Consider the following 16,493-nt stretch of genomic DNA (forward strand, 5'->3'; position numbering starts at 1 on the left):
TCCCTATGAACTCTTGGTTTAGGACCTTTCTTATTGACATTAATAGGAATGATGTATTTATTAGGTAAAATTAAATGTGTTTTAAGAAAGTCTATATTATATGGAGGGCGGACGCCATTAGAAAAAAATAGTTCCTGATACTAAAAGGGGAGTCCTTCAACGGAAACCTGCCTCAAAATAAATTTTGAGTTTGTTTTTTGTTTTAAAACGTGTTCTCAAAAGCAAGCTTTTGTCACAAGTTTTAAAACAAAAAACCCGAAACTTTCGTTTCGGGTTTCCTTCGCGGAGAAAGAGGGATTCGAACCCCCGGACCTGTTACAGTCAACAGTTTTCAAGACTGCCGCATTCGACCGCTCTGCCATTTCTCCAGTCTGTCGCTTTCATTATCTGATTGCGAGTGCAAATATAGGATTTGTTTTGATATATAAAATAGAAAATCAATAGAATTTTCTGTTTTTTGTATCAAATAATTTTCCTCTTTTATTGAATTGTTTTTTTGTTTTTTATACTTTGTTCTTTTTAAGACAGATAGGTATTCTAAAATTGTGATTCTTGCATATTGAATAGTTAGATAAAGAACAATTCGAGTGCAAAAAAAGAATCTTAATAATATAACCTAAAATCGAGTAGTTTGCAAAGTTCATAGTGTTTTTGATGTAATTCTTCAACAATCTCAATGACATTATCTTCTTCTTGACACAAACAAAAGAATGATTTGTCAAGATTGATGCTTGTTAGGTTGTTAAATGCCACTCCGTAACCTGAAATCGCACGCGCTCCTGTAATGTCCAAAAAGTATTGGGCTTCTTCCTCGCTTAAGTCTAAGATTTTTGTATTGGCAAAATGCATAATTTTCCCCGTCAGTTTTCCTTCAAAAAGCTCCGCTATTTCTTCTAGACTGTAATAATAGTCATTGAGGCAAATGTTGTTTGCTTCGCCTTTCATAACTAAGTAGATTATTTCATAATCTTTAAAGTTATGGTCATCATAGCGCAAGGCACCTAAACTTTCTTCTAATCCTTCAATTGTGTCACAGGTTTTATAAATACTCGAAATCCCTTGCTCTAGCGCTAATAACTCTAAGTTTTTGAGTACTTCAGTAGTGGTGGAAATTTCTATGTCTGGAACGGCTTCGAGACAGAAAATAAATTTATCTGGATCTAAGTAAATGGTTTTATCTAGAGTATTCATTAGTTGTGAATTAATAAGTCTTAAAGTCTAAAGTCAAAAAGACAGTTTCGGATATTTTTTGTATTATAATTTTAAGATGACATCCGTTTTAATTAGGTATCGCAATTTTTTGCTTTCAATGCTTTTTTTTTAGTCCTTTTTTGGTTAGATGATAGGTTTGTTTTGAACGGGTAGGTTTATCCGGAATGGTCATTTCAACCCAACCTTCTTCTATGGCGGAGTTTAAATACGTATCTCGTAAATTGTCACGGTGTTTTAACTCCAATGCTTCTTGTATTTCATCACGATTCATTTCTCCGTCTAATACCCATAAGTCTCTTTCGATTTGAGTAAAATAGTAAAGACTTGCCCGTAGCAGGACGGTATATCGTGACTGAAAAACCTTCTTATACATTTATTCGAAACTCTTATTGTTGAAGAAGTTTTTAAAATAAAAGTTCTGTTTAATTGGCTATTTACTTTTAATTATTACTGGAAGTAATTTCGAATCAATGCCAATAATTCATTTTTTATAATGGGTTTCTTAATATAATTATTGCATCCAGCTTCGATTGTCTTATCTCTGTCCTCAGATAGTCCAAAAGCTGTCTGTGCTATAATTATAACTTCTTTGTTAAATTGTCGAATTTCACGAGTTGCTTCATAACCGTTTAAATCAGGCATTTGAATGTCCATCAATATTAAATCAATGTCAGGATTATTGCGGAAAACCTCAACTGCCTCTTTACCAGTACTAACTTTTAACGTTTCTTTACTATACGTTTCGACTGATTTTGAAATTAGCTTTTTAGATATTTCGTCATCTTCAGCAATTAAAATTTTCAACTTTTTAATATGCCTTTCTGTGTCTGCCGACACGTCATTTTCAATAATTATTTTTTGTTTGTAATCAGAATTATATGGAATGGTAAAGTAAAAAGTACTCCCTTTCCCTTCTTCGCTTTCTGTCCAAATTGTACCTCCAAGCATAGCAACATAAGCTCTTGAAATTGTTAATCCCAAACCGGCTCCTTCACGAGCCATTCTGTCAACAATTTCTGCTTGTATAAAACGTTCAAAGATGGCTTCCTGTCTGTCTTTTGAAATACCTATTCCGGTGTCCTTTATGTAAAATTCAAGATTAAAAGAACTATCAGGGATGCTGTTCTTTTTTAAAACATATCCAAATTCTATTGACCCTTGATCTGTGTATTTTATAGCGTTTTTCACAAGATTAGAAAGGATACTAATAAATTTTTCCTTATCTGTATTAATAAACGATTCTTTATCAGGCACCCCATTGTTAATAATAATATTTAGTCCTTTCTTTTCAGCATCAAGTTTTAAGAGGTTATATACAAATTCTGTTTGTTCATTAATATTAATCTCAGAATTATACGTATCCATTGTTCCAGATTCAATTTTGGATATAGTTACAATGTCATTGATGATATTAAGCATTCGCGCACCACTTTTTCCAATAATATCAATATATTCTTGTTGCTCTTCGCTATTTAAACCGGGTTCTTTCAGCAATTCAGCAAAGCCAAGAATTCCATTCATAGGTGTGCGAATTTCATGACTCATATTGGCTAAAAAGGCTGATTTTAATCGATCAGATTCTTGTGCTTTATCTAATGCTTTAACTAAATCTTCTTCATGCCTAATACGCTCGATAGAAATACTAATTTGGTGAGAAATGATTTCTAATACTTCTTTGTCTTTCTCAGTATAAGCATCAGGATTGGTATAGCTCTGTACAACTATGACGCCTATTACTTTTCCTTTTATTTTAAGTGGGACTCCAAGCCAAATTTTTGATTCAAAACCAATTTGTTCAATTCCCTCTTCTTTTTCCAATTGAATCACATCTTCAGCATTCAATAACAAGGAAACACCTTTTTTAAACACCAGTGAAGTAAGTGTTTTTCCAGCGGGAAATTCAGAGATGTCCTCCTGTAAATCCTTATAAAATGGCAAATTAAACGTATTGGCTTTTTTATTGTAAAGTGCCACAAAGAAATTGGTTACATCTACTAAACGGCCTAATTCTGTATGTACAAATTGCATAAACTCACCTATGTCAGGAGTAGTTTGTACGGCATTGGAAATATTTAATATAACACTTTGAATGGTTTCTGCTCTTTTTTGTTCAGTAATGTCTTTATTTACACCGCGCTGTCCTAAATAATTTCCATCATCATCATAGACTGGCCTGCAAAAATGACTGATCCATTTTTCATTTCCATTAAGACATATAATAATAAACTCTATAGGTTTATATATCAATTCTTCTAGTCTTAAAAAATGATTGTCAAGCATTTCTCTATAATCTGTATGGGCTATTTCTACGAGTAAATTATTATTCTTCACAAAATCTTCGTGAGTGTATCCACATATTTTTTCGCATGTTGGAGAGTTATAGATATATGTTCCTTTTTGATCAATCCAAAACTCCCATTCAGTAGCATAATCCGCTAGTAATCTAAATTTCGTTTCGCTTTGTTTTAAGGCTTGTTTTTGGCGTTCTAATTCACGTCGTCTATAGGCGTTCAACAATACTGTAGGCAAATGTATCAAGTAATTATTGTGTTTTGTCACATAATCATCGGCACCAATTTTTAAAGCTTCAACAGCTATATTCTCATCACCTTGACCCGTCACAATTACTATTGGAATTAACAACTTACGTACTTGTCTTATTTCTTTAATAATTTCTAAAGCATTGATACCTGGTAATTGAAAATCGAGTAAAAGCACATCGTAATCGCTTTCGATTCCGGAATTAGTAGGTAATTCACTTAATGCCAACTCGCCAGAAGCAATTACATTTAAATGAATGTATGGAGCGTATCTACCAAAGTGATTTTTGGTTAATTCTACATCCGCTTTATGATCTTCAACGTATAAAACTTTGATGTGTTTTCTGTTTTCAATCGTATGGTTTAAGGTAAACTCTATTTGATCTGGGATAATTTCTTGATAACCTTGTCTTTTAGGCAAATAATTATTGGCGCCAGCTTTAAGACTTGCTATGGCAATATCTTCGGAGCCTACAGATGTAAATATAATGACAGGCAAATTATTGTACGCCGTACGTAACTCAATCAACAAATCCATTCCATTGCCATCAGGCAGGTTTAAATCAATTAAAGCGATGTCAAAAGGTTGTTCCTCTTTAAGCAAACTACGCGCCACAGACAGTGTAGTCGCTAGGTGTAAATCAGCATTTGGCCAACGATTCTTGATCGCTCTACCTACTAAATCAGCATCTGTAGGATTATCTTCCAATAACAATATTTTCATCTACAATTCGTTTTTTATTAATGGTTTGTTTAACACACTCCAGTACAATTCTATTTGACTAGCCACTTCTATAAAATTATCAAAATTAACCGGTTTTACAATATACGAATTCACACCAAATTTATAAGCCCTTTCGAGGTCTGTACTTTCTAGGGATGAGGTTAATACCACAATTGGGATGGCCTTGTAATGCTCATGAGATTTGAAGATTCTCAACACTTCTAAACCATCCACTTTAGGCAATTTTAAATCAAGTAGAATAACAACTGGAATCAATTCTCCTTCGTCCCATTTTTGGATATAACTCAAAGCTTCTTCACCATCACGCGCCACTTGAATGGGATTAGTGAGGTTTTTAGTTTTAAAAGCACGTAAGGTTAAATCAACATCAACAGGACTGTCTTCTACTAATAAAATTGGATTGTTGTATAATTTTTTTTTCATACGATGAAGTTTTATTTTTTAAATTCTAAATAAAAACAAGTTCCTTTGTTCATTTCACTTTCGGCCCAAATCCTTCCATTCATTCTTCGCATGGCTTTTTCTACCATAGCTAAACCAATTCCGGTTCCTTCAAATTCTTCTGGTAAATGTAAACGTTGGAATATTTTAAAGATCCTGTCATGGTATTTCATGTCAAAACCAATCCCGTTGTCCTTAACAAATATAAGCCAATGTGTTGAATTTTCGCTACTTCCGATTTCAATTTCAGGTTTTTCACTTTTACTTGAAAATTTTATAGCATTATCTAACAAATTACGAATCACTAATTTTAATCCGTTAGTATCAGCCAAAAGCATAAAATCTTTTGGTAAAGACGTTTTGATTTGAACTTTTGACTTTTTTATTTCACCTGACAAGAGTACTATCAAATCATTAATTAATGGTTGTAACGCTACATTTTTAATTTGAAAATCTTGTCGTTCTAAGTGCGAATAAGACAGTAAGTCTTCAATTAAATGATTCATTTGTTTTGCACCACCTCGAATATTATTTAAAAATTCTTGGGCCTCTTCATTCAGATCTTTTTTATAAAGATCTATCAATAATTTACTATATCCATCAATCCCTCTTAATGGAGCTTTTAAATCGTGTGATACGGAATAGGTAAAAGTTTCCATTTCGGCATTGATTTCCACTAGTTTTTGGTTAGCTTTTTCTATTCGTTCTGATTGTTCATTGATATCATCAACTAAGTTTAATAAGGCATCTTGGCTTTGTGCTAATTCTTTGGTACGTTCTTGGACCATTTCTGATAAATTCTCTCTATACTTTTTAAGCTCATGTTCTGTTTTTTTACGGTCAGTAATGTCTATGGCCATACCACATACAAAAGTTTTTCCCTCTTCAACTTGTATCGAAAATTTATTTATCAAGTAATGCAAAACATGACCGTTTTCATCCCTTATAATTTCCTCGGTTTCCAATAATTGATTGGTTTCTAGTACCAAACGATCATTTTTTTGAAGTTGCAGTGCGGTTTCTTTGTCAAAAATTGACAAATCATCTTTTCCTTTAATGGTTTCCAATGAAATATTAAATTTCTCTTCATACGCTTTGTTTAAGAAAACATAAGCTAGATTTTCATCTTTTATCCAAGCAATTGCTGATGTATTATTCATAAAAGCTACAAAGCGCTGTTCGCTTTCTTTGAGGGCTTGTACAGCTTTTTTACGGTCTGTAACATCATGGAAAAAGATGGATAAGCCATCTTCTGTGGGCACTATATTGTTTTCAAACCAACGATCCCAAGGCGAATAATAATCTTCAAAACTGATAAATTCTCGGGTTTCTACTGCTTTGTGGTAGTTGTTATAAAACGGTTGGCCTACGCCTTCTGGAAACTCGGTCCAAATATGTTTTCCAACTAACTCTTCTGGTTTTCTGCCAAACATAGCAGCAGCTCTTTGGTTAACATAGGTATAAATCCAATTCTTATCTAAAGACACAAATCCATCAGTCATGTTTTCGATGGTATTTAACATCATTTCATGAGATTCTCTAGCTTCACTATTTAATTTTTTCCAGATTGAAAGGTCTCTCAAAGAAAATATCGAAAATAGTATTTCCCCTGTTTTATCTCTAACAGAACTTACATTAAGTGATACATAAATTTTATCGCCTTTTTTAGTTTTAATAATTAATTCATTTTCAGAAACTTCCCCAGTTTTACCAAATTCCCTGAATACTTTTTTTACTTCTTCCAGACAATCATCATGATACATTTTGAATACTGGATTCCCAATAACTTCTTCCCTTAAATAACCTGTTTTCTGAAGAACGGTTTCATTACATTGTAAAATACGGGCATCAATTGGTGATACAGAAACAAACATATCGGGCGATTTATTATAAAGTATTTTAAATTTTTCTTCAGATTCGTAAAGGGCTTTTATTGTTTTTTCTCGCTTTTCAATTTCTTGTTGAATTTCATTGGTTCTTTTTCTAATGGTATAACGAAGCGCTAATATCCAGCTGGATATCAAAATTATTATTATTATTAGAATAACACCAATTGGAATTATATTTTCAGCAATCCAGGATTTTTGCTCTTTTTCTATCCATTTTTCTCTTAGCTCATCTAATTTTCCATTTTCCTTAAGTCTAAATAAACCAGTATTAATTTGCTTTAATAACTGGTCATTTCCTTTTAATACAGCAAATGACAATTCTCTCGGTAAAACAGGTCTGCTAATTGTCACTACATTTTTAATGTTATATTTTTTTAATGCATGATGCGCGATAATTTGTGACACTATAGCAGCGTCACACTTGCCTTCTGAAAGTTGAATTAGTGCCTCAGGTTCGCTTGGAACAGGGACTACAATTATTTCTGGGTAATTAGATATTAAATATTCTATTAAGGTTGATCCAGCTTGAGCGGCAACTCTTTTTCCTTTCAGATGCTCAACCGAAGTGATTGAATGCTCCCCTTTTCTTACGTACAATTCATCATAATTTATTTCATGAGGAACTGCATAATCTACTATTTTTTCACGCTCTTTTGAATAAAACAGGTCTACTATATCAATAGTTTTTTGGGTTTCAAACTCATATTTGATATTTGACCAAATCCCTAATTTTATTTTAACGTTAAACCCCATTTCTTCAGAAATCGCTCTAATCAAATCAACATTAAATCCGGAAGGGTTGCCTTTGTTATCAAGAAATTCATATGGTGGAAAATTATTGTCACTGCCAAAAACTAATGTATCTTTTTCTAAAGTTTGAGAAAATGAGTTGGCGGAAAAAAACATCAATAACAAAATAAAAATTTCTAAAATTTTAGTCTTGGTTTTTATAAAATATGAAAGTTTAAATTGCTCCATTTTGACAACTTTTTTTTTATTGATTTTTCAATTTTTCAATTTCCTTTTTAAGTTCGGTCATTCTTAATTCGCGCCCCACAAAAATTTTATTCAATTTATCTAATTTTTTATTTTTTCCTTCAAGTTCTAGTGTTCTGTCTTTTACTATTTCTTCTAAATGTTCTCGGTAATTTTTAAGCTCTTCTTCGGTTTTTTTCCGTTCCGTAATATCCGTAGAAATTCCGCCAACAGCATAAACCTCTCCCACAGCATTAAAAACCGGAAATTTCACAGTTAAATAATGATGTTTAATGTCCAATTCTATATTTACTTCTTCAAAGGTTGCGGCTTTTTTAGTGTTTATAATTACTAAATCATTAGATCGATGTTCATCAGCGACCTCTAAAGACATAATTGAGTTGCGGGTTAAGCCTACAAAATCCTTAAGAGCTATATTAAAAAGTCTTTCAAATTCTCTGTTGAATAATAAAATTTTGCCTTCAATGTCCATCAAGTAAATTAATGAAGATGAATTATTAATGATATCTAGAGTTAATTGATTGCTTTTGAAAAGTTACTCTTGTGTTTTTTTTCAAATGGAAATATCTCTCCAAGAAGATATTGAAAACAGTATTTTTCCTGTTTTATCTCTTATGGATTTCACATTAAGACTTACATTAATATTAGTCCCTTTTTTAGTTTTAAGTATTAATTCTTTTTCTGAAACTTCACCAGTTTCAACAAATTGATGGAATACTTTTTTCACTTCTTCCTTACAATCATTATGGTACATTTTGAATATTGGAGCTCCAATAACTTCTTCCCTTAAATAGCCTGTCTTCTGAAGTAAGGTTTCATTACATTGTAAAATACTACCATCATTTGATGATACCGAAACAAGCATATCAGGCGATTCGTTATAGAGAGCTTTAAATTTTTCTTCCGATTCGTGCAATACTTTTGTAATTTTTTCTCGCTCTTCAATTTCTTGTTGAAGTTTGATATTAGTTAGTGTAAGTTCTTTAGTTTTGCTTTTTACAAGTTTTCTAAATATCCAAGCAATTATTAGGGTAACTCCAATAGCAAAAATTAATAACAATCCACCCCATTTCACCCATTTAGGAAGTTGATAAGCTATTATAACACTGTCTCCATACCATTTTCTTAAAATAATGTGATAGGGCGATCTTGAATCAGTTTTCCAAGCAATAAGGTGTTTGTCAATTGTTTTAATAAGCTCTTCGTTCTTTCCCTTAGGTACTGCAAATAATAGTTTATTAGGATTAAAAAGGATAGGAGTTTCTACAAGGTCAAAATTTTCTAAATTTGATTTTGTCCATATATTATTACTTACGCCAGCATCACATTTATTTGTTTTTACATATTGCATTACATCATCATATGAATCTAATTCAATAAATTCACAATTGAGCTCAAATCTTTCAGTGAGTTTAGAAAAGTTGATTCCATGAACCCCTCCTTTTAGAACGGCTACTTTCTTGTTTTTTAAATCAAGAATGTCTTGGATAGGTGCGTTTTTGGTTGTGCAAACTACACCCCAAATAGTAATGACAGCTTCATCATTATAATCAACAAATTCCTTTCTTTCTGGTAGATAGGTTATGCTGGTTATAATGTCTAATTTGGAATCTTTTAAATTCTCTAAACTTTGATCCCAAGTATCGAAAACATATTCTATTTTCCAATTTTCTTTTAGGGCAATTTCGTTTATTAAATCAACAAAAATACCACTTGGAACCCCAGAATTATCTTTATGAACCAAAGGAAAATTTTGATAAATACCCACTTTTATTGTTTTTTGAGCATTTATCTCTGGTGAACTAAGGGAACAAAAAACAATAATTGCAAATTTTATAAGGAATGACTTTGTCATAAGATACTTTATTTCAGATTTAAATGTACTAAATTAGTTTTTATGGCAGCGCATTAAAAATTAATAATTACTGAAATAACATTTGAAGGTTAGCTACTTCATTTATTTTTGCATAGGGATAAAGATTAGCTGTATCAACACATTTACACATTTAAGTAACACTATATTCTTTTTCGTTTTATAGCTTGTTCTCAAAATCTTTAAAACAAAAAACCCGAAACTTTCGTTTCGGGTTTCCTTAGCGGAGAAAGAGGGATTAGTTCCTGATCCCAGAAGGGGAGTCCTACAAAGGAAACCTGCCTCAAAATAAATTTTGAGTTTGTTTTTTGTTTTAAAACGTGTTCTCAAAAGCAAGCTTTTGTCACAAGTTTTAAAACAAAAAACCCGAAACTTTCGTTTCGGGTTTCCTTCGCGGAGAAAGAGGGATTCGAACCCCCGGACCTGTTACAGTCAACAGTTTTCAAGACTGCCGCATTCGACCGCTCTGCCATTTCTCCAGTCTTTCGCTTTCATTATCTGATTGCGAGTGCAAATATAAGCCCCTTTTTCGGTTTTCAAAACAATTTAGATTAAAATTTCAGTCCTTTTTCAAACTATTTTTTAATTGTTTCATTTCCTTGTGATTAGGAATTGGGTTGTTTTGTTAAACTAGCTTATTTGCTGCTAATATTTTACATATTCTGTGATTTCAAGACCATAACCTATCATACCCACACGTTTCCCTTGTTCAGTATTCGATACAAGTCGGATTTTAGAAATGTCTATATCGTGAAGAATTTGTGCTCCAATACCAAAATCTTTGTTGTCAATGATGATTTTTGGTGCTTTCATTTCTCCTCCAGCCTGAATTGTTTTCAGTTCAGAGATGCGGTTTAATAAATTTACAGATTGCATGTCTTGGTTAATAAAGATTACGGCACCTTTACCGTGATCATTTATTGTTCTAAACATATCATCTAATTGCTGGTCTGCATTATTAGTTAATGTGCCTAATAAATCATTGTTTACTTGAGAAGAGTGGATTCTAGTCAATATAGCTTCACCTAAATTCCAAGTTCCTTTTGTCAAAGCAATATGTATCTGCTTATTTGTTGTTTGCTGGTACGCTCTTAGTCTAAAATCTCCAAAACGGGTTTTGATCTCAAAATCCTCTTTCTTTACAATCAGGCTATCGTGTTGCATTCTGTATGCAACCAATGCTTCGATAGAAACTAATTTTAAATTAAATTTTTTAGCGACTTTAACCAATTGTGGTAAACGAGCCATAGACCCATCTTCATTCATGATTTCGACGATTACCCCAGCCGATTTAAAACCAGCAAGTCGAGCGAAATCGATTGCAGCTTCTGTATGTCCTGTTCTTCTAAGAACTCCTCCTTGTTTAGCAATTAATGGAAAAATATGCCCTGGTCTTGCTAAATCATGTGGTTTTGTATCTGGGTTTACTAATGCTTGAATAGTTAGCGCCCTGTCTGAAGCTGAAATTCCGGTTGTTACACCATTACCTCTCAAATCTACCGAAACTGTAAATGCAGTTTCCATAGGGTCTGTATTATTGCTGACCATTACGTGTAAACCTAATTCTTTACAACGGCTTTCTGTTAATGGGGCGCAAATTAATCCACGACCGTGAGTGGCCATAAAATTTATCATTTCCGGTGTAACCTTTTCGGCTGCAGCAAGGAAATCACCTTCATTTTCTCTGTCTTCATCATCAACTACAATTATGATTTTACCTTGGCGGATATCTTCAATTGCTTCTTCTATTGTGTTGAGTTGTATTTTATGATTAACCATGAGTGGTATTTATTTTTGAGATGGAAATATTTTTTGTGCTATTATTTGTGCTATTTTTTGGAATGGAGCTAGAATTACATCCATATTTATAAGTCCTATATCGTTTGTAGCTCTATAGGTTAATAAAATTGCCAACGGAGAAAGTATAAAAGAGGACATCCAGGCTCCCATAAACGGAGATAGTCCATTTTCCTGCGATATTCTTTTTCCAAAAGTATTTATAAAGTGAAATGAAATAAAAATCAATACGGCGAAAACAATAGGTAGACCAAGGCCTCCTTTTCTAATAATTGCGCCTAACGGAGCTCCTATGAAAAACATTAGAAAACAGGCAAACGCGATCACAAATTTATCATAGAAAGCTAACATGTGATTGTTGATGTTTTTTTGCTTATTGTCTAAATCAGTTTTTGTAGCATCAATGGAGTAACTTGTACTTAGGATATTACTGCTTGCCATTTTCAAAAGATCTAGTTTTTGAACATTGGTATATAAAGATAGTATGTCGTTAGGGATTTTATTGTTTTTTTTTGCTGCCTTAGTGGTGTCGCTTTTAGGAGTATTACTATTTAAAGAAATACCAGTTCTTAGATTGATGTTTTCTGAATAGGACGCAATATCAGTATTTAAATTATTTTTCAATGAATCAATAGTGTAGTTTAATTCATTTACGGTCAGCATTGTATTAGTGCTTGTTGTGTTTTCATCGCCTTCGTTAACCTTGTTCAATTGTGACAAGTCGATATTGATGGTGTATTTTTCGAAAGCGCTTTTAGCAAATGGTAATTTGCTACGGTCTACGTAATTTTTTGGAGTGATGTCCTCGTAATAATTTCCTTTATTGAGAACTAATTGTAAGATGCTTGATTTTTCACTACTTATCAGTTCGCCATCTTTCGCTTTTATTACGGTTTTACTTCCATCGCCAATATTCGATTTTTTATGAATCGTAACTCCTGTAAGGACATTTCCGTTTTTTCCTGATTTTTTATTTACTTTAATGTTGTAATCCCCAACATTGCTAAACTGCCCTTCAGTTATGGCCATAGCTGGTTTTACTTGAGCGATACTTTTTCTGAAATTGATGAACTTGTATTCAGCAAACGGAATTACATTATTCGCGAAAAAGAAAGCTACAATGCTCAATAAAAGAATAAATATCGTCAAACTTCTCATTGCTCTTTGAAGCGATATTCCAGCTGATTTCATTGCGGCAAACTCGTAATTCTCAGCGAGATTACCAAAAGTCATAATTGAAGCTAATAAAATCGATAGGGGTAGTACCAATGGAATTATTCGAGGCATAGAAAAAAGAAGGAATTTTATAATCATAAATCCATCCAAATCTTTACCTGCTAATTCAGCTATAAAAAGCCAAATAGTTTGAAGAATGAAAATGAAAAATAAGATTACAAATACCGTGGCAAATGTAGTCAGGAATGTTTTTAATAAGTACTTGTCAAGAATTTTCACCTATAACTTAATCTAATTTATTGATATAATAATTTGGATATTTATTTTCGGCAAAGGTAAATTGATTTTTTGACAAAGGTTGGTTGGTTTTAAAAGAATTAACTGTTAAAGTAGTTTTTGTTCCTTTTTTACCTATTTCAATAAGATTATAAATGTGTTTAGTCTGTACATCGATACCTAAAAGAATTTCTTTTCTCTGATCTCTAGAGTTTGTAGGTACTAATTTAATGTATTGAATTTTGCGGCCTCTTACATTTTGTAAAATATCCATAGAATAACGGTAACCATGGTTGAAAAAAGTTAACATTTTTGAAGGTGTAATAGCATTATCATCGTTTTCATTTAGATTCGAAATAGTAATTTCTTCATCTTCGGGTACAATAGTGTATGTTTTTCTTCCGTCAAATATTTTAGTAACACCCATAAAGTTTAAAACATAACGATTGTCTTTCATCGTAACGTTTCCTTTGCTGTCTTGATTGATGTTTTCTTTAGAATTATTTAAAGAATATTTAAAGTCTATAACTATATTATCATAGCTTTTTACTTTTGAAGTTACTTGATCTAAAAGATTTTTAGCTTTTTGATCTTGTGCTTGTATCGAAAAAGTGAATAATAAAAGGAATGATAATAAGATTGCTTTTTTAATCATGGTTTTGTTTTTAATTTGAAAGAAGTATTAATTTTTAATCTTCGCTTTCAAAGTTTAATTGTTTTGTTCATTGTTGAAAAATTGATCAAGAGAACTCATATCTAGAATATTAACGGATCTTGCTTTGCTTCCTTCAAACGGGCCAACAATTCCAGCAGATTCTAATTGGTCTATTAAACGACCAGCTCTGTTGTAGCCTAGTTTAAGTTTTCTTTGCAATAGTGATGCCGATCCTTGTTGTGCATTTACAATTACCTCTGCGGCTTCTCTAAACAATGCGTCTCTGTCGGATATATCCACATCAAGATTGATGCCACTATCTTCTCCTACAAATTCTGGAAGTAAATAAGCTGTCGCATATGCTTTTTGTGAACCAATGAAATCAGTGATTCTTTCCACTTCAGGAGTGTCTATAAAGGCACATTGTACCCTTACTACATCATTTCCATTAGTGTAAAGTAAATCTCCTCTACCTATTAATTGATCTGCTCCTTGAGTGTCCAAAATAGTTCTAGAGTCAATCTTAGACGTTACTCTAAAGGCTATTCTTGCAGGGAAGTTGGCTTTTATCAATCCTGTAATTACATTTACAGATGGTCTTTGTGTAGCAATAATTAAATGGATTCCTATGGCACGAGCTAATTGTGCAAGTCGGGCTATGGGGATTTCCACTTCCTTTCCGGCAGTCATAATTAAATCGGCAAATTCATCAACTACTAAAATGATGTACGGTAAAAAACGGTGTCCATTTTCTGGATTTAGTTTTCTGGATTTAAACTTATCGTTGTATTCCTTAATGTTTCTCACCATAGCATCTTTCAGCAAGGAGTAACGATTGTCCATTTCAACACAAAGCGAGTTCAAAGTGTTGACTACTTTAGCATTATCAGTAATAATGGCGTCGTCAGTATCTGGAAGTTTAGCCAGATAATGTCTTTCAATTTTATTGAAAAGAGTCAATTCCACTTTTTTGGGATCGACCAAAACAAATTTTACTTCAGCTGGATGTTTCTTGTAAAGTAATGATGTTAAGACAGCATTTAAACCAACAGATTTTCCCTGACCCGTAGCTCCCGCCATTAAAAGGTGAGGCATTTTTGCAAGATCGACTACAAATGTCTCGTTTGAAATTGTTTTACCTAAAGCTATAGGAAGTTCCATTTCAGCTTCTTGAAATTTTGCCGAACCTATAACGCTTTTCATGGAAACCATTGTAGGATTCTTGTTTGGAACTTCGATACCAATAGTTCCTTTTCCTGGGATAGGAGCAATGATACGGATTCCTAATGCAGATAGTGATAAAGCAATATCGTCCTCTAAACTTTTTATTTTTGAAATACGAATACCAGCTTCTGGAACAATTTCGTATAAAGTTACAGATGGACCTACTGTCGCCTTAATTTGAGCAATTTCTATTTTGTAGTTGCGTAAAGTATCTACAATTCGGTTTTTATTTTCTTCTAATTCTTCTTGGTTGATCGTAATTCCACCAGTAGAATATTCTTTTAATAAATCGATTGTTGGGTATTTGTAATTGGATAAATCCAATGTTGGATCAAATAATCCAAAATCAGCTACTAATCGTGAAGCTAGATTCTCTTCAATTATTGTCTCTTCTGGTGCGGTTTCAACCACAAAAGAATCTTTAACGTCATCTGTACTTTCTACAACATTTGTTTCAACAGGTTTTGGTTTTGAAACAGGATCCAGATTAATTTCAGATGAATTATTAATCGTGGGTTTTAAAGATTCTTTATTAATTTCAAATTGTGAAGGAGTAGGTTTTAAAACAATATTTTCTAAAGCTTCGTCTTCGGGCACTGCAAATTCTTCTAAATTATAGGCGCCATCGCCCGTGTTTATTGGATTTGAACCTAAATCCGATTTGATTTCTTTTTTGGTATTTTCGAAAAAGGACTGTATTCTTTCAGGGGAAATCTTTAGTTTAAAAATAACATAAATTATTAGACCAAAAATCAACAGAAGCAAAGTCCCCGTTTTTCCAATGTAATCTTGAGAAAATATATTTAATTCATAGCCTATTGTTCCTCCCAATTCAGGGGTAGAGGTGGCAAAAAAACCAAAGAGAATTGAAAGAATAATAATGGCGAATAAATCCCAAAACCAAATATTCTTTAGTTTTTTTGTTGGGATATTCAGTACAAGGAAAATACCGGAAAGGAAAACTAAACGAACGAAAACGAACGAAGCGATTCCGAAACCTTTGTATATGAAAAGATCGGCTAAAAAGGCACCAAATTTCCCTAACCAATTTTGAACTGTTTCAGAACGGTCTGTAAATTCTCTTACAGCACTCTGATCTTCTTGCCCGTATATAAAAAAGGAAATAAAGGCAAGTAGTAAAGCGACAGAAAATAATACCAAAAGACTGCCCAAAATAATTTTGTGCTGTTTAGTAAATTCCCATGATTTCTCTACTTTTGATTTTGAATCCGTTTTTTTATCTAAAGTTTCTTTCTTTGTAGTTTTTGCCATTTTTCAATTTGGGGTTATAGCTATAAAATTCTTGGCATATAAATGATTACACCTATTATTATTGCTGTCATTGCTGCAAAAAATACAGAACCAGCAGCGATGTCTTTAATAAACCCAATACGTTCATGATAGTTGGGATGTATAAAATCGGCTATTTTTTCAATAGCGGTGTTCAAACCTTCAATACTCAAAACTAAACCAATGGCAAATGTTTGAAAAAGCCATTCAGTAGGAGTGATCCCGAAATAAAATCCAGCAACAGTTAATAAGACACCAATTGAGAATTGTACCATGATACTATGCTCAGTAGTAATCAATTTAAAAGCTCCTTTATAAGCGTAGGTAACGCTTTTTAATCTTCCGGTAAAGAAGCTGTTGTCTTTTTGAAATTCCATTA

12 protein-coding genes and 2 tRNA genes are annotated in these 16,493 nt (G+C 32.6%); all 14 read right to left on the bottom strand.

Annotation, left to right across the window (positions count from 1 at the left end; translation table 11 throughout):
- Positions 1 to 283: 283 nt before the first annotated feature.
- Positions 284 to 368, bottom strand: a tRNA-Ser gene (locus FLAK523_RS09945).
- Positions 369 to 603: 235 nt separating this feature from the next.
- Positions 604 to 1,191, bottom strand: coding sequence for a DUF6642 family protein (locus tag FLAK523_RS09950; RefSeq protein WP_248902996.1), 588 nt, complete (start codon positions 1,189 to 1,191; stop codon positions 604 to 606).
- A 115-nt stretch (positions 1,192 to 1,306) separates the two neighbouring features.
- Positions 1,307 to 1,585 (bottom strand): Fic family protein, encoded by a 279-nt coding sequence (locus FLAK523_RS09955; protein WP_248902998.1) that lies wholly within the window; start codon positions 1,583 to 1,585, stop codon positions 1,307 to 1,309.
- Positions 1,586 to 1,659: 74 nt separating this feature from the next.
- Entirely contained in the window at positions 1,660 to 4,476 is a 2,817-nt protein-coding gene (locus FLAK523_RS09960; RefSeq protein ID WP_248903000.1) for a response regulator, read from the bottom strand.
- Positions 4,477 to 4,920, bottom strand: coding sequence for a response regulator (locus FLAK523_RS09965; RefSeq protein WP_248903001.1), 444 nt, complete (start codon positions 4,918 to 4,920; stop codon positions 4,477 to 4,479). It lies immediately after the preceding gene.
- A gap of 11 nt (positions 4,921 to 4,931) precedes the next feature.
- A complete protein-coding gene (locus tag FLAK523_RS09970; protein ID WP_248903003.1) occupies positions 4,932 to 7,805 on the bottom strand; it encodes a transporter substrate-binding domain-containing protein in 2,874 nt (957 codons plus the stop codon).
- A 16-nt stretch (positions 7,806 to 7,821) separates the two neighbouring features.
- Positions 7,822 to 8,295 (bottom strand): PAS domain-containing protein, encoded by a 474-nt coding sequence (locus tag FLAK523_RS09975; RefSeq protein ID WP_248903005.1) that lies wholly within the window; start codon positions 8,293 to 8,295, stop codon positions 7,822 to 7,824.
- 81 nt (positions 8,296 to 8,376) lie between these two features.
- Positions 8,377 to 9,678, bottom strand: coding sequence for a transporter substrate-binding domain-containing protein (locus tag FLAK523_RS09980; protein WP_248903007.1), 1,302 nt, complete (start codon positions 9,676 to 9,678; stop codon positions 8,377 to 8,379).
- Positions 9,679 to 10,090: 412 nt separating this feature from the next.
- Positions 10,091 to 10,175, bottom strand: a tRNA-Ser gene (locus FLAK523_RS09985).
- A gap of 166 nt (positions 10,176 to 10,341) precedes the next feature.
- Positions 10,342 to 11,475 carry a 3,4-dihydroxy-2-butanone-4-phosphate synthase gene (gene ribB, locus FLAK523_RS09990; RefSeq protein WP_248903009.1) on the bottom strand — a complete coding sequence of 378 codons (1,134 nt, stop codon included), beginning with the start codon at positions 11,473 to 11,475 and terminating at the stop codon, positions 10,342 to 10,344.
- A gap of 9 nt (positions 11,476 to 11,484) precedes the next feature.
- Complete coding sequence (locus FLAK523_RS09995; protein ID WP_248903011.1) at positions 11,485 to 12,948, bottom strand: LptF/LptG family permease; 1,464 nt, start codon at positions 12,946 to 12,948, stop codon at positions 11,485 to 11,487.
- A gap of 7 nt (positions 12,949 to 12,955) precedes the next feature.
- A complete protein-coding gene (locus FLAK523_RS10000) occupies positions 12,956 to 13,600 on the bottom strand; it encodes an outer membrane lipoprotein carrier protein LolA (protein ID WP_248903013.1) in 645 nt (214 codons plus the stop codon).
- 54 nt (positions 13,601 to 13,654) lie between these two features.
- Positions 13,655 to 16,096 (bottom strand): DNA translocase FtsK, encoded by a 2,442-nt coding sequence (locus FLAK523_RS10005; RefSeq protein WP_248903015.1) that lies wholly within the window; start codon positions 16,094 to 16,096, stop codon positions 13,655 to 13,657.
- A 20-nt stretch (positions 16,097 to 16,116) separates the two neighbouring features.
- Positions 16,117 to 16,491, bottom strand: coding sequence for a diacylglycerol kinase family protein (locus tag FLAK523_RS10010; protein ID WP_248903017.1), 375 nt, complete (start codon positions 16,489 to 16,491; stop codon positions 16,117 to 16,119).
- Positions 16,492 to 16,493: the final 2 nt, after the last annotated feature.

The organism is Flavobacterium sp. K5-23, from assembly GCF_023278045.1.
Taxonomy (GTDB): Bacteria; Bacteroidota; Bacteroidia; order Flavobacteriales; family Flavobacteriaceae; genus Flavobacterium.